General features: G+C 66.4%; 14 protein-coding genes. 5 read left to right on the forward strand and 9 right to left on the reverse strand.

Going from position 1 to position 17,778, the window contains the following annotated elements:
* Positions 1 to 91 precede the first annotated feature (91 nt).
* Together maiA and LL972_RS01125 are read right to left on the reverse strand one after the other, a co-directional pair.
* Positions 92 to 754, reverse strand: coding sequence for a maleylacetoacetate isomerase (gene maiA / locus LL972_RS01120; RefSeq protein WP_228326056.1), 663 nt, complete (start codon positions 752 to 754; stop codon positions 92 to 94).
* A gap of 43 nt (positions 755 to 797) precedes the next feature.
* On the reverse strand, positions 798 to 1,787 hold the full coding sequence (locus LL972_RS01125) for a fumarylacetoacetate hydrolase family protein (RefSeq protein WP_228326057.1): 990 nt from the start codon (positions 1,785 to 1,787) through the stop codon (positions 798 to 800).
* Between the two features lie 377 nt (positions 1,788 to 2,164).
* Between LL972_RS01125 and LL972_RS01130 the strand changes: the two genes are divergently transcribed.
* Positions 2,165 to 3,553 carry a DEAD/DEAH box helicase gene (locus LL972_RS01130; RefSeq protein WP_228326058.1) on the forward strand — a complete coding sequence of 463 codons (1,389 nt, stop codon included), beginning with the start codon at positions 2,165 to 2,167 and terminating at the stop codon, positions 3,551 to 3,553.
* A 158-nt stretch (positions 3,554 to 3,711) separates the two neighbouring features.
* On the opposite strand, the gene LL972_RS01135 is transcribed toward LL972_RS01130, so the two are convergent.
* Both LL972_RS01135 and LL972_RS01140 read right to left on the reverse strand, forming a co-directional pair.
* A complete protein-coding gene (locus LL972_RS01135) occupies positions 3,712 to 5,997 on the reverse strand; it encodes a transferrin receptor-like dimerization domain-containing protein (protein ID WP_323134197.1) in 2,286 nt (761 codons plus the stop codon).
* 108 nt (positions 5,998 to 6,105) lie between these two features.
* Entirely contained in the window at positions 6,106 to 8,727 is a 2,622-nt protein-coding gene (locus tag LL972_RS01140; RefSeq protein WP_266104443.1) for a TonB-dependent receptor plug domain-containing protein, read from the reverse strand.
* Between the two features lie 278 nt (positions 8,728 to 9,005).
* On the opposite strand from LL972_RS01140, the gene queD reads away from it, so the two are divergent.
* Together queD and LL972_RS01150 are read left to right on the forward strand one after the other, a co-directional pair.
* Positions 9,006 to 9,359 carry a 6-carboxytetrahydropterin synthase QueD gene (queD, locus tag LL972_RS01145; protein WP_039529685.1) on the forward strand — a complete coding sequence of 118 codons (354 nt, stop codon included), beginning with the start codon at positions 9,006 to 9,008 and terminating at the stop codon, positions 9,357 to 9,359.
* Between the two features lie 193 nt (positions 9,360 to 9,552).
* Entirely contained in the window at positions 9,553 to 9,888 is a 336-nt protein-coding gene (locus LL972_RS01150) for a phasin family protein (protein ID WP_228326180.1), read from the forward strand.
* 310 nt (positions 9,889 to 10,198) lie between these two features.
* Here LL972_RS01150 and bioD read toward each other — a convergent pair whose 3' ends face one another.
* Positions 10,199 to 10,873: a dethiobiotin synthase gene (gene bioD / locus LL972_RS01155; RefSeq protein ID WP_228326061.1), complete on the reverse strand. Its 675-nt coding sequence runs from the start codon at positions 10,871 to 10,873 to the stop codon at positions 10,199 to 10,201.
* 117 nt (positions 10,874 to 10,990) lie between these two features.
* Between bioD and LL972_RS01160 the strand changes: the two genes are divergently transcribed.
* Both LL972_RS01160 and LL972_RS01165 read left to right on the forward strand, forming a co-directional pair.
* A complete protein-coding gene (locus LL972_RS01160) occupies positions 10,991 to 11,473 on the forward strand; it encodes a GAF domain-containing protein (protein ID WP_055824820.1) in 483 nt (160 codons plus the stop codon).
* Positions 11,470 to 11,862, forward strand: coding sequence for a TfoX/Sxy family protein (locus LL972_RS01165; RefSeq protein ID WP_228326062.1), 393 nt, complete (start codon positions 11,470 to 11,472; stop codon positions 11,860 to 11,862). The genes LL972_RS01160 and LL972_RS01165 overlap by 4 nt, the downstream gene beginning before the upstream one ends.
* Before the next feature lie 115 nt (positions 11,863 to 11,977).
* Here the strand turns inward: LL972_RS01165 and LL972_RS01170 are convergent, their stop codons facing one another.
* The 4 genes from LL972_RS01170 to dinB all read right to left on the reverse strand — a co-directional run bounded on the left by LL972_RS01170 (position 11,978) and on the right by dinB (position 17,543).
* Positions 11,978 to 12,889, reverse strand: a complete 912-nt coding sequence (locus LL972_RS01170; protein WP_323134199.1) for an alpha/beta hydrolase — start codon at positions 12,887 to 12,889, stop codon at positions 11,978 to 11,980.
* 94 nt (positions 12,890 to 12,983) lie between these two features.
* Positions 12,984 to 15,251 carry a TonB-dependent siderophore receptor gene (locus LL972_RS01175; protein ID WP_228326064.1) on the reverse strand — a complete coding sequence of 756 codons (2,268 nt, stop codon included), beginning with the start codon at positions 15,249 to 15,251 and terminating at the stop codon, positions 12,984 to 12,986.
* Between the two features lie 379 nt (positions 15,252 to 15,630).
* Positions 15,631 to 16,281 (reverse strand): phosphoglycolate phosphatase, encoded by a 651-nt coding sequence (locus tag LL972_RS01180; RefSeq protein ID WP_228326065.1) that lies wholly within the window; start codon positions 16,279 to 16,281, stop codon positions 15,631 to 15,633.
* Between the two features lie 182 nt (positions 16,282 to 16,463).
* A complete protein-coding gene (dinB, locus tag LL972_RS01185; protein ID WP_228326066.1) occupies positions 16,464 to 17,543 on the reverse strand; it encodes a DNA polymerase IV in 1,080 nt (359 codons plus the stop codon).
* Positions 17,544 to 17,778: the final 235 nt, after the last annotated feature.

Raw genomic sequence — 17,778 nt, forward strand, 5'->3', positions numbered from 1 at the left:
CAGGGTCCGCACGCGCGTCGATGGCTTGGCGCGCCCTCTAGCATTGCAGGAGGCTGCCCGACGGGCAGATGCGGCCGGCAACTCCCCGCTTCTACACTGCCGCGTCAGTCTGCATTTCCGGCCGCGCCGTATCGAACGCCGGCAATGCCAGGCAGGCCTGTTCGATGCGTTGCAGGATGGGATATGCCATCAGATCGACGGCGAAACGGCGCGCGTTGTACAGCTGCGGAATGAGCACGCAATCAGCCAGGCCCGGCGTGTCGCCGTGACAGAACGTGCCGGTGTGCGGATCGCCTGCCAACTGCGCTTCCAGTGCCGCAAAGCCGCGCTGCATCCAGTGCTGCGTCCACAGCTGGCGTTGCGCGGCATCCAGCTGCCATTCGCGCTCGAAAAACTGGGTGACGCGTAGATTGTTGAGCGGATGCACATCGCAGGCGATCACCTGCGCCAGGGCGCGCACGCGGGCGCGCGCGGCCGGCGCGGCGGGGAGCAGCCGCGTGCTGTCCGGGAACGCGTCTTCCAGATACTCCAGGATCGCCAGCGACTGCGGAATCACCACCGCGCCATGTCGCAACGTCGGCACCAGTTGCTGCGGATTGAGCTGCGCATAGGCGGGGGCGTGTTGTTCGCCGCCATCGCGCACCAGATGCACCGGATGCGCGAGGTAGGCCAGCGCCTTCAACTGCAGGCCGATGCGCACGCGATATGCGGCGCTGGAGCGCCAGTACGAGAACAATTCCAGTGGCGCACTCATGCCCGGTCTCGCGTGTGGTGTTGTGCAGACGCCAGCGCCGATGTCATGGCAGCGGCTGACGTTCGACGCGTTGTTCGATTGCACCGAAGATGCTGCCGCCATCGGCGGAGAACATCTCGATCCGAACTACGTCGCCGAAGGACAGGAACGGCGTACTCGGCGCACCGTCGCGCAGGGTTTCCACCACGCGCTGTTCCGCAAAGCACGAGGCGCCCAGCGTGGTGTCCTGATTGGCGATGGTGCCGGAGCCGACAATGGTGCCGGCCGAGAGCGGCCGGGTCCTGGCGGCGTGGGCGATCAGCTCGGCGAAGTCGAACTGCATGTCGTTGCCGGCTTCCGGCGCGCCGAACCAGGCGCCATTGACGTGGGTGACCAGCGGCAGGTGCACCTTGTTGTCGCGCCAGGCCTCGTCCAGCTCATCGACGGTGACGAACACCGGCGACAGCGCCGAGCGCGGCTTGGATTGCACGAAACCGAAGCCCTTGGCGAGCTCGGCCGGGATCAGATTGCGCAGCGAGACGTCGTTGACCAGGCCGACCAGCTGGATATGCGCGGCGGCCTGCTCGGGCGAGGCGCCCATCGGCACATCGTCGGTGATCACCACCAGTTCGGCTTCCAGATCGATGCCGTGGTCTTCGCTGATCACCTTGATCGCATCGCGCGGGCCGTAGAACCCGGCGCTGGTGGCCTGGTACATCAGCGGGTCGGTGTAGAAGCTTTCCGGCACCTCGGCATTGCGCGCACGGCGCACGCGCTCCACGTGCGGCAGGTAGGCACTGCCGTCGACGAACTCGTAGGCGCGCGGCAACGGTGCGGCCAGCGCCTGCAGATCCAGATCGAACACGCCATCGGCGCTGCCCTCGTTGAGCGAGGCCGACAGGGCATTCAGGCGCGGCGCAACATTGCTCCAGTCTTCCAGCGCGCGCTGCAGCGTGGGCGCGATACCGGTGGCGCGCACTGCCGTGCGCAGGTCGCGCGCGACCACGATCAGGCTGCCGTCGCGGCCGCCCTCCTTCAGGGAACCTAGCTTCATGACCGTCCTGTGCTGTGGCTGATCGGTCGATTGTACGGCCTGCGGCAACAGTAGTTGCAACTGAAACAACTAACCCGTAGCCCAACCGATGAACTCGCCTTTTGTGCAGCGCGCCAAACGCGCGTACACTGGCCCGGTCTGCATGCGGCCGTCCGTTTCCCTTAGGGACAGCCGGCGAGGCCAGGATCGATCGATCCGCTCGCCCGCCCCACCCGACGCCTTTCGTGGTGCCGACAAACCCATCGCTTCTTGATTGGGTTGTTCCACCATCTCGCAGCGCGGTTCACGGGAACGCTCCGAGCCTCACCTTTTTGCATCTGCAATGCGTTTGCGCTCCGGGCCTGTCCTGGCGGCGACGCTTTACTTGGAGCTTCCTGATGTCTTTTGAATCCCTGGGCCTGGCGCCCTTCCTGCTGCGCGCGTTGGCCGAGCAGGGCTACGAAACCCCCACTGCGATCCAGCAGCAGGCGATCCCGCTGGTGTTGGCAGGTCATGACCTGCTGGCTGGCGCGCAGACCGGTACCGGCAAGACTGCCGCATTCGGCCTGCCGCTGCTGCAGCACCTGGGCACCACGCCGCAGCCGGTCAACGGCCCGCGCAAGCCGCGCGCGCTGATCCTGACCCCCACCCGCGAGCTGGCCACCCAGGTGCACGACAGCCTGCGCGGCTACAGCAAGTACCTGCGCATTCCGAGCGCGGTGATCTACGGCGGCGTGGGCATGGGCAACCAGCTCGACACCCTGCGTCGTGGCGTGGACCTGCTGATCGCCTGCCCGGGCCGGCTGATTGACCATATCGAGCGTCGCAGCGTGGACCTGTCCGGCATCGAAGTGCTGATCCTGGACGAAGCCGATCGCATGCTCGACATGGGCTTTTTGCCGTCGATCAAGCGCATCCTGACCAAGCTGCCGCGCCAGGACCGCCAGACCCTGCTGTTCTCGGCCACGTTCGAAGAGAACATCAAGCAGCTGGCGCTGGAGTTCATGCGCAACCCGATGCAGATCCAGGTCACCCCGAGCAACACCGTGGCCGAGAGCATCACCCACCGCGTGCACCCGGTCGATGGCGCGCGCAAGCGCGACCTGCTGCTGCACCTGCTGGCGCAGGACAGCCGCGAGCAGACCCTGGTGTTCGCCCGCACCAAGCATGGCAGCGACAAGCTGGCGCTGTTCCTGGAGAAGTCCGGCATCAAGACCGCGGCAATCCACGGCAACAAGAGCCAGGGCCAGCGCATGCGCGCGCTGAGCGACTTCAAGGCCGGCCGCGTGACCGTGCTGGTGGCCACCGATATCGCCGCGCGCGGCATCGATATCGACCAACTGCCGAAGGTCATCAACTACGACCTGCCGATGGTGGCCGAGGATTATGTGCACCGCATCGGCCGCACCGGCCGTAACGGCTCGACCGGCGAGGCGATCTCGCTGGTGGCGCAGGACGAAGCCAAGCTGCTGCGCCAGATCGTGCGCATGCTGGGCCGCGATGTGAAAATCCGCGACGTGCCGGGCTACGAGCCGCAGACCCCGATCCGTTGGGGCAACAGTGCCCCGGGTCGTGCCGAGCAGCCGGGTGGCGATCGCGCGCCGCGCAAGAGCCACGCCCGTCGTCCGCATGGCGATGCACCGCGTCAGGCGCATGCGCATGCCGGCCCGAAGAAGCCGGGTGGCCAGCGCAGCAGCGGGCCGCGTCAGGCCGGTGTTGCCGCCGGTGCCGGCGCAGGCCGTCGCGATGGCGGCCGTGGCGGTCAGCGTCCGAGCGGTACGCGCTGAATCCTGCGCACCTGTTTGGCCGGCGCTTAGGCGTAGGTTGAACTGACAAAAAAGCCGCCCTTCGGGGCGGCTTTTTTGTGGGCGTGGCACAGACGATGTGGGCGCTCGGGTGCGAACAAAACTGCGCGCAGACCTCGCGAACGCAGTGCGTCGCTCCCCTAGCCTTCGATCAACGCGGTATTGCGATCGATCGCCTCGCGGTACCGATCCAGCACCGCAGCGGTCTGCACGATATAGGCGCTCAGATCCTCCCAGCGCCGGTCTTCCAGCGCTTCGCGGATGCCGGGCAGGGTCTTGACCTCGTAACCGGTGGCCAGGCCGGGGGCGTAGATCAGGTTCCGGTACCACGGCCGCCCCGGCAGACCGCCTTCGGCCAGCAGCGTCTGGTCGATGCGCTGCAGCGAGGCATTGAGCTTGCCGCGCACGCGTGCATCCAACGCGCCGCCGCGCGATGCCAGCGCATCGTCGTAGCGTCTGGCACTGGTTTGCAGGCGGGTAATGGCCTGATCCAGTGCGGCGAAGTCGATCTGCGGCACCGCGGCTTTCGGCTCGGGGGCGCGTTGCGGCCGGTTCGGGTTGTCGACGGCCGCATAGGCGCCGGCCTGCAACAACTCGGCCTGGGTGCGTGCGGCAGTGCGGTCGTTGTCGGCCTGCTGCTTGAGCTCCTGCGCGTAGCCGGCCACCGCGTCGGCGAAGTCGCCGAAGCGCTGCGGCAACACCGGCGCGTTGGCGACACGCAGCACCGTGCGGCCGACCGTCTGCGACAACAGCGGCAGATAGCTGAAGTCCGGGTCGATGTAGCGCGCGAAATAGTCGTAGGAGTCGTACAGCGAGTGATAGACACCGCTGCCGCCGCCCTGCCCGCCATAGCCCAGATCCAGCGTGGTCAGCCCCAGATGTTGCAGGAACGGGCTGTAGTCGCTGCCCGAGACGAGCGCCTTGAGTGGCACGTCGCCGCCGGCCGCGACCTGCCTGGCGATGTCCTTCTGCGCCGGCTTGGCGGTGGGCGCCAGCGCATCGATGCGGGCGCGGGCGCGTTGACGTTCGAGCACGCTCACGCCGCTGTCGGGATCGCGCAGGTCCGCCGCCACGCCGTTGACCAGGCGCTGCAGCGCATGGCTGCCGCCGGCATTGAGAAAGCCGCGCCCGTTGCCGTCGGTGTTGACGTACAGCACCGCCTTGCGGCGCAGTTCGTCGGCATGCTGTTCGGCCCATTCGGTAGAGCCGAGCAGGCCGGCCTCCTCGCCATCCCAACTGGCGTAGACAAGCGTGCGCTTGGGGCGCTGCCCCTGCCTGGCCAGTTCGCCGATCGCCTTGGCTTCGGCCAGCAAGGCAGTAGTCCCCGAGAGCGGATCGGCCGCACCGAACACCCAGCCGTCGCGGTGATTGCCGCGCACCACCCACTGGTCCGGATACTCGCTGCCACGCAGGGTGGCGATGACGTTGTAGATGGTCTTGCTGCCCCAGTCCGCATCCACCTTGAGATGCACGCGCGCGGTGTCGTCGCCGCCGATGCGGTAGGTGATCGGCAGCGCGCCGCGCCAGTCCTCCGGCGCCACCGGCCCGCCCAACGCGGCCAGCAAGGGCTGCGCGTCGCCCCAGCTGATCGGCAGGGTCGGGATCTTCAACACGCTGCCGGCCTGGTCGATTCTCAGGCGTTTGGCGCCCTTGCTGGCGCCGACGCCCGGAGTGAGCGGATCGCCGGGATAGATGGCGAAATTGGCGACCGAGCCGCGCTGCACGCTCCACTGATTGCGTGCCGGGCCATCCGGATGCGCCCGATCCTGGAAATACCCGTCGTCGCGCGGATCGGAATAGATGATCGCACCGATCGCGCCATGCTCCTGCGCCAGCCGCGGCTTGAGCCCGCGCCAGCCCTTGCCGTAGCGGGCGATGACGATCTTGCCGCGCACGTCCACGCCGTTGCGCGCAAGCGCTTCGTAGTCTTCGGCGATGCCGTAATTGACGTAGACCAGATCGCCGGTGACATCGCCATTGCCGCCGTAGATGACGTAGGGCGGCAAGACGTTCTCGGTTTGAGTGGAGGTGCTGTCGCCTGGCAGCGGCGGCTCCTTCAGACGCGCGACATACGGCTTGGCCCCGAGCAATTCCAGCTGCGAGCTCCTGGGCGAGGGCCACAGCACCTGGAAGGTTTCGATGCGCGCGTCCCACCCGTAGCCGCGCAAGCGGTTTTGCAGATCGCGGGCGTTCTCCAGGTTGTGCGGCGAGCCAACGTGATTGGGCGCCGACGCCCATTGCTTCAACCAGCCGCGGTAATCGGCGTCCTTCAGGCCGCTATCGAAACGCGCTTCCAGCGCGCGCTGCGCCTGTGCGGCAGCGGTGTCGTAACCCGGCAGCGCAACGGGTTGGGCCGCAGGTTGGGCCGCGAGGGAAGGTGCGACAAAAGCCAGGGCGAGCAGCCAGGCGTGCTGCGAAGACATCATCGGAGTTCCTTGAAGAGTGTCCGGGGGCGAACGGCGATTGGGTTGAGACAGCACGCTGGAGCACGCACGCACCATTGCACGGGCGTGCATGGGCCGTGCCTGTGCCAGTCAGAATCGATAGTCCAGGCCCACGGTGAAATAACGCCCGCGCAGGTCGTACTGGGTGAAGTCGTAAGGGGCGCGAATGCCCGGGAACGAGGCATCCACCGGCGGCTGCTTGTCGGCCAGGTTCTCGATCTTGGCGTACAGGGTGAGCTTGTCGATCCCGGTGTACCCCAGATACAGGTCGAACTGGTTGTAGTCGCCCACGCGCGACTGCACGGCAGTAGCCGCGGCGCTGGCCTTCTGGTCGTAGCCGCCGGTGTGGTACCAGGTCAGTGCGGCGCTGACGGTGCCCAGGTTCCAGTCCAGCGTGGTGGTGGCCTTGTTGCGTGGCAGCGACGGGCCGAGATTGCTGCCGGCGTAATCCTGCAACGGGCCACCGACCACGGTGGGGCGGCGGTAATCGCGCACATGGGTATAGGCGGTGTTGAGGCCAAAGTTGCCAGCTGCTTCGGTGCGCCAGCGCTGGCGCAGTTCCACATCGATCCCCGAGGTCGTCAGTTCGCTGAGGTTCTGGTAACGGTTGTACACCGCCACCAGCGTGCCGCGCGCGTCGCGGATGACGTCGGCCGGGTCGTTGTTCTGCACGATGGTGGCGTTGTTGCCGGTGCCGACCAGATTCTCCAGCTCGATCTTGTACCAGTCCACGCTCAGGCTGGTGTCGGCCCACGGCGACAGCACCACGCCGAGGTTGTAGCTGCGCGTGCGCTCGGGTTCGAGCGCGGTGTTGCCGACGGTGAAGAAGGTCGGGTTCTGGCGCGAGCCCGGCACGTCCGGATCGAACGGGTCGACCACCGAGCCGTAGGAGATATTGGTGCTGGCCGCATTCTCCGACAACGACGGTGCGCGAAATCCGCGCGAGGCGGCCGCGCGCACCAGCACGGCGTCCAGCGGTTGCCAGCGCAGGCTGGCCTTGGGCGAAAACGCCTCGCCAAAATCGCTGTAATGATCGCCGCGCCCGGCCAGTTGCAGTTCCAGCGACTGCAGCAGCGGCAGGTTGACCTCGGCATACAGCGCCGACACCCTGCGCTCGCCATCCACCGCGGCGATTGCGGGACGGATCTGCAGGCCTTGGTCGATCTGCCAGGGATTACGCGAGACCAGCTCCTCCTGCCGCCACTCGGCGCCGGCGGCGAATCCGACGCTGCCGGCCGGCAGCTCGAACAGGTTGCCGGACACCTTGGCATCGACGCCGCGCAGCGTCGATTGCGCCGGGCGCAAGGTGCTGAGGTTGATGCCGTCGATCACCGACTGCGGCGTGGCCGATGGATCGAGCAGGTTGTAGCTGCCGTCGGCCAGCGCCTGCGCCAGGGTGAAGCGATTGGCGAAACCGCCAGAGACGGTCTCATGCTCGGTGCTGCGCGCGGCGAACGCCGCCGCTTCCCAATCCCAGCGCTCGGTCTTGCCGCGCACGCCGCCGAGAAAGCGGTAGGACTGCGAGCGATTGGTTTTGACCGTCTGGCCCAGATCAAAGAAGGTGTATTCGATCGGCACCGCGCTGCCGTACGGGTTGTACGGGCTGGAGGCCGGCAGCAGGTTGGACACCGGCTCGGCCAGCCCGCTGCTGGCGTTCAAGGCGAAGCGGCCGCCTTCCAGGGTGAAGTACGGGCTGGAGCCGAAGATCGACACGCCCTTGACCTCACTGTAGAGCGCCTCGCCGAAGGCTTCGACGGTGTCGCTGAGCCGGAAGGTGGCGTTGGTGTAGGCCTGATAGCGCTTGGTCGAGGGGATCAGCGTGGTGAACGGGGCCTGGTTGAAGCCGCAGGTGTCGCCGGCCAGGCCGTCGATCGGTGCGCTGGCGGTCAATACCGTCCCGGCGGGACAGTTGCCTTGCGCATCCAGCATCGGCACCGAGCGGCCACCGACCAGGTAACGCGCGCCCTTGGCCGACCAGCCGTTCCAGCGCCCGCCGGGCAGGTCGGTGTAGATACCCGAGCGGGTCAGCGCGCGCTGGTCCTGATCCAGCCGATCACGGTTGTAGGCGTCGAAACTGAAAAGGATGTTGTAGCCGTCGCTATCCAGGTCGCCGATGCCGCCGATGAACTTGGCACGCTGGGTGTCCATGCCGCCCTGATCGGAGGTGCCGCCGCTCAGGCCCAGCTCGGCACCCTGGAAATCCTGCCGGGTGATGATGTTGACCACGCCAGCCACGGCATCGGAGCCATACACGGCAGAGGCGCCGTCCTTGAGCACTTCGATACGTTCCACCGCCACCAGCGGCAGCGCATTGAGGTTGACGAAGGTGTCGCCCAGGCCATTGACAGGAAAGCCGTAGTTGGCCAGGCGGCGTCCGTTGAGCAGCACCAGCGTGTTCTTCTGCGACAGCCCGCGCAGGCCGATGCCCGCCGAGCCGGAGGCCCACCCGTTGTTGGTGGTTTCGTTGGTGGCGTTGCCGGTGTTGGCCGAGATCGCGCGCAGCGCGTCGGCCACGGTGACCTTGCCGGACTGCTCCAGCTGCTGGCGGTCGATCACCTGCACCGGGTTCGGGCCTTCGCTATCGGTGCGCTTGATGTTGGAGCCGGTGACGCTGACGGTGGCCAGGGTCTTGCCCGCGCCGGGTGTCGCGTCATCGGCATGGGCGAGGGGAATCAGCGCCGACAGAACGGCAGCAGACAGCAGATAAGGCATCGGGCGCTTCACGCACGGCCTCCATGAATGGGGGTGTTGCAGTGGGCCACGTGCAATCGATTAACAAAAATTACAGATCTGCATAGAGATATGACGCGCGGTGACACACGCCGTTGGCCAGACGCGGTAGGACGCGCGTCGGACTTCGTGCGGCCGGGTGTGGTGCTCCGGCGCGGTGCGGCCAACCCGTGTTGTGGGTGCGATGCGAGCGCGCCAGTCCGCTGTGTCGCCGCGATCGGGTCAGCCCGGCAGGCACCGGCGCACTTACAATGGCGCGCATGGATATCTTCAAAGTCTTTACGCTCGAAGCCGCGCACCGGCTTCCCAATGTGCCGCCCGGCCACAAGTGCGCCCGCCTGCACGGGCATTCGTTCCGGGTCGAGCTGCATGTCAGCGGCGAACCCGGTGCCGAGACCGGCTGGATCATGGATTTCGGCGACATCAAGGCCGCCTTCCAACCGATCTACGACCGCCTGGACCACCACTACCTCAATGACATCGAGGGACTGGAAAACCCGACCAGCGAGCGGCTGGCGATCTGGATCTGGAACCAGCTCAAGCCGGCACTGCCGCAGCTGAGCGAGATCGTGGTGCATGAAACCTGCACCTCCGGCTGCCGCTATCGCGGCTGATCGTGTCGCGCAGTCGTGTGACCCAAGGCCGCCTGCTGGGCGGCCTTTCCATTTCTGCGGCACGAATAATTGATTGATTCCACGCCACTTTCCAGGCGATTTCGAAAATTTTCAGCAAACGTGTTGCATCGCAACAATATCCGCGTATGCTGCAACGCAACAAACGGTCACGGCTTTCCCCAAGGGGTTCGCAATGTCGGCGCAGTTCGAAAACAGCTTTACCAGTCAGTTCGCCTCTGTCGCAGCACGTGCCAACCAGTTGGCATTGGACACGCTGGAACAGAACGTCCACGCAACCACCACGTTTTTCGGTGAGTTTGCGCAGGCACGCGATCTGGGTGCCTACCAGACGCTTTGGCCAAAAGGCCTGCAACTGGCCCGCGACAACCTGGAACGGCTGGCTTCGGCCAATCAGGAAGTGGTTGGGATGGGATTGAAGATGTCCAGCGAGCTTGGACAGTTTGCAAAGCAGCAGTTCGACACCGGCAGCAAACAGGCCGGCGCAACAGGCAAGAACCGGCGCAAGTAACGGCCGCCAACATTCAGCGCCTTTGCATGGGTCCCTCCCCCCATGCAATCCGGCCCGACAGATCCCTCCCTCTGTCGGGCTTTTTTATTGCTTTCTGTGCGGGCGTCTTCAATGCAGCGCCGGCATGCGGGCTGCGGCAGGGAGCGTACCGGAGCCGGGCGCCCGGGACCGACAGCGCAACGTCCGCTTGCCGGCGCAGGGCGCGAGGTGAAGCACGGCCCTGATCTCAGCGGCGGCGCGTGCGCGGGCCGCAGCCCGGGCCGATGAAGAGCCTGTCCGCAGCAGCAGAACACGCAATGACCGCCTCCAACTAGGCTGGCAGCTGCAGCCCTTGCGCCTGGCGGGCGGCGTCGGCACCGGGTGCCCAGCGGATCCGGCCCCAGCACGGCATCGCCAGGCGCTGGCACAACATGCCGATGTTCTCCTCGATGCGCTCCATCTGCGGGTCGATCTCGTTGGCGATCCAGCCGATGCAGTCCAGCCCGTCGGCGGCGATCGCCGCGGCGGTCAGGCGCGCGTGATTGATGCAGCCCAGCCGGATGCCGACCACCAGTACCACGGGCAGCTTGAGCGCAGTTACCAGATCGGCCTGGTCCAGGTCGGCGCTCAAGGGCGCGGCCCAGCCGCCGACACCTTCCACCACCACCACCTCGGCCTGCGCGCGCAATTGCGCGAAGGCCTGGGCGATCGGCTCCAGCGCCAGGGTCACGCCGACGTCGGCGGCAGCCAGTTCCGGTGCCAGCGGTGCGGGCAAGGCATAGGGATTGAGGGTGGCGTAGTCGGGTTGCGGGGCACTGGCGGCCTGCAGCGCCAGCGCGTCCTCGTTGCGCCAGCCCTGCGGCGTGTTCTCGCAACCGCTGGCCACCGGCTTCATGCCTACCGCCGTGCGGCCTTGCGCGCGCAGTGCGTGCAGCAGAGCGGTGCTAGCCATGGTCTTGCCGATGCCGGTGTCGGTGCCGGTGACATACAACGCCGGAAGCTGCATGCGTGTGTTCCTGCGGCCGCGCCGCGGTTGCCGTGGGGGCGCGCAGCATAGCGTGCGGATCCGAACGCGCGGCTGAGTCGCAATGCCGCTGCGGACGGCCGCTGCTAAACTTCGGCCATGTTCGCCACCTCTTCGCTGACCGGCAGCAAGCCGGAACAATACGCCCAGCTCACCGCCCAGGCCCAGGCACTGGTGCACGGCGAGCCGGATCGGATCGCCAATGCCGCCAACCTGGCTGCGCTGATCTTCAATTCGCTCCCTTCGCTCAACTGGGCCGGCTTCTATTTCTACGACGGCCGCGAACTGGTGGTGGGGCCGTTCCAGGGCTTGCCGGCCTGCGTGCGCATTCCGCTGGACAAGGGCGTGTGCGGCGCGGCCGCCAGCACCCGGCAGAGTCAGCGCATTGCCGACGTGGATGCCTTCCCCGGGCATATCGCCTGCGATTCGGCCTCGCGCTCGGAGCTGGTGATCCCGCTGGTCAAGGGCGATGCGCTGATCGGCGTGCTGGATCTGGACAGCCCGGAGCTGGATCGCTTCGACGCCGACGATCAGCGCGGCCTGGAAGCCATCGCGCAGGTCTTTGTCGGCGCGCTGACGTGACCACCGAACGGCTGCGCAACATCGGCCCGAAAAGTGCAGCGTGGCTGCGCCAGGTCGGCCTGCGCACGCAGCAGGATCTGCAGGCGGTGGGCGCGGTGGGCGCATTCGTCAAGGTACGCCGCGCCGGCTTCAAGCCCAGCCTCAACCTGCTGTATTCGCTGGAAGGCGCATTGACCGACTGCCATTGGCAGGACGTGCCGGAAGCGCGCCGGCATGCCCTGCTGGCCGAATACGAAGCGGCCAGCGCGCTGTTGCCGGTGCGCGGCCGCGCAGTCGGTGGGCCGGTGGAAACCGTGCACTACGCACGCGCCGATAACGACGACACGCACGGCGACCTGAGCGAGGCTGCCGACGACGCTGCGGACCTGAGCGACACGCGCGACGATTGAGTGCCTGCGCCGAGTTGCCGTCGCTGCATGCGCGCGGCGCCCGCGCTGCGACCAGCAACAGCGTGCTCGTCGATGTCTGGAGCGGTTTATCTTCGATCGCCTGCTTGATGGAACGTCATCGACGCGTCGCTGCATCCCGCAACGTTGGCGCCAGCGATGCGCCCAACGTCTGGCCATGGCTGAGGCCTGGCAGCGGTTGATAGTCGGCGGTGAGGCCGGGTAACGACGACAGCAGCGCGACGAGGCGTTGTGCGGCCTGTGGATCTGCACGCGGCCGCCCCGGACGATCCGGTTTTGCATTCTTCGCTGGTGGTGCGCCCTCGCCTGCCATCAGCGTCAGCCGACACCTGGATGGCTGCGTGCCTGCCGAAACTTCCCGTGCATGCTCGACCACACGCTGCGCCTGCTGCACGACAAACCCATCGCCCCACCACAGCGACGGATCGACCGCGACGTAGTGCTGGAACAGCTGCGGCTGCGTCAGCACTACCTGCAGCACGAACAGCCCGCCATACGAATGGCCCCACAGCGTCTGCCGCTGACGATCCACCGCCACGCGCGCTTCCACCTGCGGGCGAATGCGTGTTGCGATCAGTTGCGCGAACGCCGCCGCACCACCGGTTCTGCGCTGCGGATTCAACGGATCGGTTTCCACCCGCCCGTCGCTGTAGCGCGCCGGCGTGTAGTCCAGGCTGCGCCCCACCGCATCGATGCGCAACGCGCTGTCGTCGGCAATGAACACCAGCACCGGCGCATGGCCTTGGGTAGGCAGGCTGTCGAGCAGGCGCTCATCCAGTTCCATCAATGCCGCATTGCCATCCAGCAGATACACCACCGGATATCCCGCCGTCGGTGGCGCCGCTTTGGGGGTGGCAATGCGCACGCGGTAATGGCGTTGGCCATCGGCCGAATCCAGGCGCAACGCGCTGAAGTCATACGAGGCACTGGGACGATCGGCGACGGTGCTGCCGATCGTGCGGCTCAGGTCCGGCTGTGCGAACGCCGGCATAGCGCCGGCGATCCACATCAGCGCGGCGACACACGCAAGCCGCCAAGGATGCTGTCGGGTCATTGCACTCTCCTGTTGCGCGCGCACGTTTGCACCCGGTGCCGCATCGCTGTCAGAAACCGAAACTCAGGCTCGCCCAATACGCGCGACCCGGTTCGTTGTAGGTGGCCGCACCCGCCGCGCCGCCGGTGTTGTTGGTGCCTTCGCGAAACAGACGGGTGTCGAACAGGTTGTCCACACCAACGCCCACGCTGACCTTGCGGGTGATGCGGTAACGCGCGCTGACGCCCCACAGATCGTAGGGGTCGCGCGAGTCGGGGGCGATGGCACCGCCGCTGGTGCTCGATTGCGTGGCCGACTCCTGCTTGCCGTAGAACGTGCCGGTGAGCAGCAACGACAAGGCCTGGGTCGGTTGCCAATCCAGCGTGGTGTTGACCGTGTATTCCGGGATCACCGACAGCGGCTGATCGGTGGCGGTGTTCTTGTTCTCGATCATGTAGGTGACATTGGTGTTCCACTTCAACACGCGGCCCTGCTCGCCCAGCAGCGGCAACGTGAGATTGCCTTCCACCCCCTGCACGATCGCTTCCGATGCGTTGGTCCACTGGAATACCTGCCCGCGCCGGTCGACCGTGACCCCGACCGGCACCATTCCGGCGACGATCTTGTCGTCGTAGGCGTTGTGGAAGTACGTCAGCGAGGCGTGGTGACCGGTCTGCGGTGCCCACTCGATGCCGATCTCCTTGTTGATGCTGGTCTCCGGATCGAGGTTGTCGTTGCCCTGGATATAGCAGCCCGAGCCGAGATTGGGGAACAGCACCGGGCAGCCATTGCCGCGCGTGTAATACAGATAATTGGCGTTGGACTGGTACAGGTTGGGCGCCTTGAAGGCGCGTGCGATACCGCCCTTGAGCAACCAGTCTTCGCTGAGCTTGTACTGCACGTTGAGGCTGGGGCTGAGGTTGTTGCCGAACTGGCTGTGGTGATCCAGCCGCACACCCGGCGTCAGCGTCAGCCGCTCGCTGGCGTAGATGTTGTCTTCCAGATACACCGCGCTGAGCGTGGCCTCGCTGCGCGGGCTGCGCGTGCCATTGGCAAGACCGGGAAAGCCGCCGCCGGCGCTCACCGTCTGCGACATCGAATACGCATCGCTGAGGCGGCTCTGGCGGCGCTCGAAGCCCAGCGTCAGCACCTGCTCGGCCCAGGCCTGCAGCGGCATGTTGAACTCACCGTCGATATTGAGGTTGTCGAGCGTGGCGGTGGAATTGAGCAGGCTGGCGGCAATGGAGCCTTCCGGGCCGCCGGCCAGGCCTTCGTTAAGGCGGGTATTGTCGGTGCCTTCATAGGCGGCGGTGAGGCGCGAGGTGCCGAGCGCCCAGGCGCCGCGATGGGTCAGCGAGGCGGTGCGGCGGATCATGGTGTTGGTTTCGCTGCCGAACAAGGCGCACAGGTCGGCACCGGCCAGGCCATCGGCGCTGACCGCGCGATCGCCGGCGTACAGGTTACCCTGGCGGCTGACGCCTGCATCGAGTTCAATCACCTGGCCCTCCATCGGATCCCAGCGCAGCAGGCCGTTGATGTCCTTGTTGCGCACGCCCTCGCGCCCGGCCGGCGGCACTGCGGCGGCACTGCTGGCAAAGCGGCGATTGAGCTCCAGCGAATCCGGATCGGTCTTGTTGAGATTGCCGTAGAGGCGAAAGGAGAACGTATCGCTCAGCGGTCCGCTGAGCTGGAAGCCGGCACGCTGGCCGCCGCCTTCGGCACTGTGCTGCGGCACCAGGCCGAACATGCTCATCGAGCCGGTCAGATCGCCGGTGGGTTTCTTGGTGATGATGTTGACCACACCACCGGAAGCACCGGAGCCGTAACGTGCCGCGGCCGGGCCGCGCAGCACTTCGATGCGCTCCACCGCTTCGGCCGGCACCCAGTTGGTGTCGCCGCGCGTATTGCGCTCGCCGCTGCGGCCCATGCGCACCGCATCGCGCGATCCCACCGGTTTGCCATCGACCAGAATCAGCGTGTTTTCCGGGCCCATGCCGCGCAGATCGATCTGGCGGTTGTTGCCGTACTGGCCGGAGGCGCTGTTGCCGGTGAGGTTGACGCCCGGCATGGTGCGCAGCAACTGCGATAGATCGTTGACCGGCGGACGCCGTTCGATGTCTTCGGCAGTGATCACCGATGACCCCAGGGCCTGGCGTGCGATCTGCGCGGCGGTGACGTGCACGGTGTCCAGCGACTGCGGCTCGGCCGCGGCGTCTTCGGCCGATGCGCTGCAAATGCCGCTGCCACAGCCGAACGCAATGGCCAGCACCAGCTGACGGTGGGACAACACGGGACGACGTGCAGACGCAGACGTCCATGACCGGCGTGATGCGGACATTCTCAAACCTCTCGACAGGAGATGGACCTCTGGCGACGGCTTGAGGTGACACGATGGGGTGATGCGTGCAGCAGGCGCGCGACCTGCGTGCGCGGCTGACGCGGTCAAGTGTGTCCGCGCATTCTACACAGATGCGATTCATTCTCAAATCGAAAGGCTGCGCTGGCGCGTCCGTGTGCGGGCGTTGCAGCGCCGGGCAGCTCATGCGTCACCGATGAAGCGCACGATCGGAGGCAGCCGTGCGCGTCAGCTGGCTGACGATGCGGTCGTCGCGTGAAAGACCTTCATCCAGGGCGGCAAACGCAGCCATCTACGGCGGTGTTCGTCGTTGCACGGCGTCGTGGACGATGCCTGCACCGCGCTGGCATCGCCGTGGGCCTTACTTCAATGCAAGCAATTGCCGCATGTCATCGACAATGGCCACCGCACCGGAGCTCTGCACATCAAAGCCGCGCAGATAGCCGTAACGCACCATCGCCAGCGGCATTGCCGCGGCGTTTGCCGCCGCCGCATCGGTGGCCGAATCGCCGACCATCAGGCACTGCTGCGGTGTGTGCCCGAACTGCCTGGCAAGGTGCAGCAGCGGCGCCGCATCGGGCTTGCGCTGCGGCAGCGAATCGCCACCGAGCACACTGCTGAAATGCGCAGCAATGCCAAGATGCTCCAGCAGCGGCGCGATGAAGCGCGCGGGCTTGTTGGTGCACAGCGCCAGTGTGGCACCGGCCTCGCGCAGGCTGGCCAATGCCTCGGCAACACCGGGATAGAGCTGCGGGTTGTGCAGCAGGCTGGCCTGGTAGTGACGCATCATCAGCGGCATCTCGGTATCGGCATCGTGCGTGCCGCCGGCTTCGCGCAGGGCGGTGGCAAGCAGCACATGCACCCCTTCACCGATCCAGCTGCGGATCGTCGCCTCGCTGAACTGCTGCAGCCCGAGTTCCTGCAAGGTGGCGTTGAGCGCTTCGGCGATATTGGGTGCGCTGTCCACCAGCGTACCATCCAGGTCGAAGATCACCAGCGGATACGGAAACATGCGCACAGTCTCGTTGGGGAAGCGGTTTGCAGTGTACGAGCTAGGGGATTCAGGGCGCGTCACCGTGGCGCGATGCAGATTTTCGATGCAAGCGTCGATGCAGGTGCCCATGCGTGCGTGGTTGCCGTCATCGCTGCACACAGCACGCCACGCCCGCAGTAACGTGGGTATGACACGCGCACTCACTGCGCCTGCGGCATCTCGCCGAACAACTCGCCCTGCACCGCGCCCGCTTCCGCGTCGCTGAAACCGCTCAATCCCACCCCGACCAGGCGATAGCGCGTGTCCTCGGGCAACTCCACGCGCCGGGTCAGCGCCAGCGCGATCTCCGCCAACGCCTCCAGCGAGGCCGGTGGCTGATCCGGCGTGTAGGAGCGGGTCAGGATGCGAAAGTTGGAGGTCTTCAACTTGAGCACCACGGTGCGCCCGATGCGCTCGGTGCGCCGCGTGGCGAGCCAGGTCTTTTCGGCCAGGCGCAGGATGTGCGGATCCAGTGCCTCCAGCGCGATGTCTTCGCTGAAGGTGTCTTCCGAGGACACCGACTGCACCTCCTGATCCGGCTCGACCGGGCGCTCGTCGATGCCGCGCGCGCGACGGTACAGGCTCTGCCCGAAGCTGCCGAAATGCGCCTGCAATTCTTCCAGGGGGCGCAGCCGCAGATCACTGACAGTGACGATGCCCAGCGCCGCCAGCTTGCCATCCATCACCTTGCCCACGCCGGGAATGCGGTTGACCGGCAGCGGCAGCAGGAACGCATCCACACGACTGGGGGCGATGACGAACTGCCCGTCGGGCTTGCGCCAGTCCGAGGCGATCTTGGCCAGGAACTTGTTCGGTGCGATGCCGGCCGATGCGGTGAGCCGGGTCTCCTCGCGGATCTGGCTGCGGATCAGCTGCGCGATTTCGGTGGCCAGCTGCATGCCGGTCTTGGCCTGCGTGACATCCAGATAGGCTTCGTCCAGGGACAGCGGCTCGACCAGATCGGTATGGCGATGAAAGATCTCGCGCACCTGCCGCGACACCGCCTTGTAGCGCGCAAAATCCGGCGGCACGAACACCGCATCCGGACACAGGCGCTCGGCACGCAGCGCCGGCATGGCCGAACGAATGCCATAGGTGCGCGCTTCGTACGAGGCCGCGCACACCACCGAGCGCGCACCGCGCCAGGCCACCACCACCGGCTTGCCGCGCAGCGATGGATCGTCACGTTGCTCCACGGACGCGTAGAACGCATCCATGTCCACGTGCACGATCTTGCGCATCAAGCTGGCATCTCTCCGAAAGCGTACCGGCAATGATAAATCAGCCGCGTCTCACGCCTTGCGCCGGGTCAGGCAGCCCGGGCGCGAACGGACGCAAGCGCTGGCGGGACGCTCTGCTGCGTCTGTTTGTGTGCTGATCCACGCCGAGCAGGCATGCCTGATCGCGTCCCGCTGAATGCCGTCATCTGCGTTGGATCCTGTCTGCAACACACACTTGCCGCACTGCGCGCGCGGC

This window comes from Xanthomonas campestris pv. asclepiadis (assembly GCF_020784175.1).
Lineage (GTDB): Bacteria > Pseudomonadota > Gammaproteobacteria > Xanthomonadales > Xanthomonadaceae > Xanthomonas > Xanthomonas campestris_D.

Coding starts and splice junctions, on each gene's coding strand:
- LL972_RS01130 (WP_228326058.1), top strand. CDS start 2,165: ATGTCTTTTGAATCCCTGGGCCTGGCGCCCTTCCTGCTGCGCGCGTTG.
- LL972_RS01140 (WP_266104443.1), bottom strand. CDS start 8,727: ATGCCTTATCTGCTGTCTGCTGCCGTTCTGTCGGCGCTGATTCCCCTC.
- dinB (WP_228326066.1), bottom strand. CDS start 17,543: ATGCGCAAGATCGTGCACGTGGACATGGATGCGTTCTACGCGTCCGTG.
- maiA (WP_228326056.1), bottom strand. CDS start 754: ATGAGTGCGCCACTGGAATTGTTCTCGTACTGGCGCTCCAGCGCCGCA.
- LL972_RS01125 (WP_228326057.1), bottom strand. CDS start 1,787: ATGAAGCTAGGTTCCCTGAAGGAGGGCGGCCGCGACGGCAGCCTGATC.
- LL972_RS01180 (WP_228326065.1), bottom strand. CDS start 16,281: ATGTTTCCGTATCCGCTGGTGATCTTCGACCTGGATGGTACGCTGGTG.
- LL972_RS01170 (WP_323134199.1), bottom strand. CDS start 12,889: ATGTGGATCGCCGGCGCTATGCCGGCGTTCGCACAGCCGGACCTGAGC.
- LL972_RS01160 (WP_055824820.1), top strand. CDS start 10,991: ATGTTCGCCACCTCTTCGCTGACCGGCAGCAAGCCGGAACAATACGCC.
- LL972_RS01135 (WP_323134197.1), bottom strand. CDS start 5,997: ATGATGTCTTCGCAGCACGCCTGGCTGCTCGCCCTGGCTTTTGTCGCA.
- bioD (WP_228326061.1), bottom strand. CDS start 10,873: ATGCAGCTTCCGGCGTTGTATGTCACCGGCACCGACACCGGCATCGGC.
- LL972_RS01175 (WP_228326064.1), bottom strand. CDS start 15,251: ATGTCCGCATCACGCCGGTCATGGACGTCTGCGTCTGCACGTCGTCCC.
- LL972_RS01150 (WP_228326180.1), top strand. CDS start 9,553: ATGTCGGCGCAGTTCGAAAACAGCTTTACCAGTCAGTTCGCCTCTGTC.
- queD (WP_039529685.1), top strand. CDS start 9,006: ATGGATATCTTCAAAGTCTTTACGCTCGAAGCCGCGCACCGGCTTCCC.